Annotated in this window: 1 protein-coding gene; it reads right to left on the bottom strand. The window is 61.3% G+C overall.

Annotated elements, in window-relative coordinates:
- Window positions 1–29: 29 nt before the first annotated feature.
- Window positions 30–1,148: OmpP1/FadL family transporter (locus tag KGA81_RS29955; protein WP_223551301.1), on the bottom strand; the 1,119-nt coding region annotated here is incomplete at its 5' end.

Genomic DNA, 1,148 nt, shown 5'->3' with positions numbered 1-1,148 from the left:
GAAATCGTCGTTCTTTCGTTTACAAAACATCAGAATCGCCAGGTCATGTTGCCGGCCAAGGCTTGAATCCAGGCATTGTCGAATTGACCGGAAAGTTGATCGCCCGACACGGATTTGGTCTGTTCCACCGGCATGTCGCCGAGCCAGACCATGGCCCAGCTGACGTTGATATCGGTGTCTTTGTTCAGCGCATAGGTGGCGCCTGTGGCAATGCGCCAGGATTCGTTCATCGGCAGGATCACGCTACGGTGGCTGTCCGACACGGCGCTGCTGTCGTAGGCTACGCCGACGTTCCACAACCATTGCTCGGTGGCCTGGTACTGCGCGCCCAGCGAGAGGTGCCAGGTGTCCTTGAACCCGGCGTCGATGGTTGTCGATTGACCACCCAACGCGGTGGTATCGACGTCCACTCCAATCTCGCCGAACTCCGACCAATCCTGCCAGTTGGCCGAAGCGAGCAAGGCCCATTGCTTGTCCAGTTGCTGGAACAGGCTCAGGGTCACCGTCTGCGGCACTGTCGTGTCGATTTTGGTTTTGGTGTTGTTGACGCGCTCGAGCAGACGGCCGTCGCCTTTCACGTCCAGCCGGTCCTCGAAGTCCAGGTCGACCTGGCTGGTATAGGTCAGGCCGATGCGCGTGCCGGGTTGCGGGGCATAGATCACCCCGACGTTGGCGCCGTAGCCCCAGGCGCCATCCTTGTATTTGAACTGGCCATCCGCGCGGTCGGTGAAGCCGAAGGGGGAGCGGTCGATGGCGGTGTCTGCCTTCAATATGCCGTACATGGCCTTCACGCCTACGCCCACCGACCATTGCTCGTTGAAGCGATACGCCACGCTCGGCACCAGCGACAAACCGAGCAGGGTGGCGTTCTGCGCGAAGTAGCGGCCGGACCAGTCGTTGTCGTAATTGACCGCCAACCCGAAGTCACCGTACTGGCCGAAACCGACGCTCCAGTGCTCGTCCAGTTCATGGCTGATGAAGAAACTGCCGCCGGGGATCGGATCGAGGGCATTGCCACTGCCGCTGCCCGGGGTGTTGGTGCCGGAGTCGCGGTCGAAGCTCAGGTCGCCATACAGGACCTGCAAGCCGGCGGTGATTTGCGTGCCCGGCAGATAGCTCATGCCCGCGGGGTTGCTGGCGATGGTCGA

The sequence above is a fragment of the Pseudomonas sp. A-B-19 genome, assembly GCF_019947515.1.
Lineage (GTDB): Bacteria > Pseudomonadota > Gammaproteobacteria > Pseudomonadales > Pseudomonadaceae > Aquipseudomonas.
This window is presented reverse-complemented; position numbering and strand designations above follow the sequence as displayed.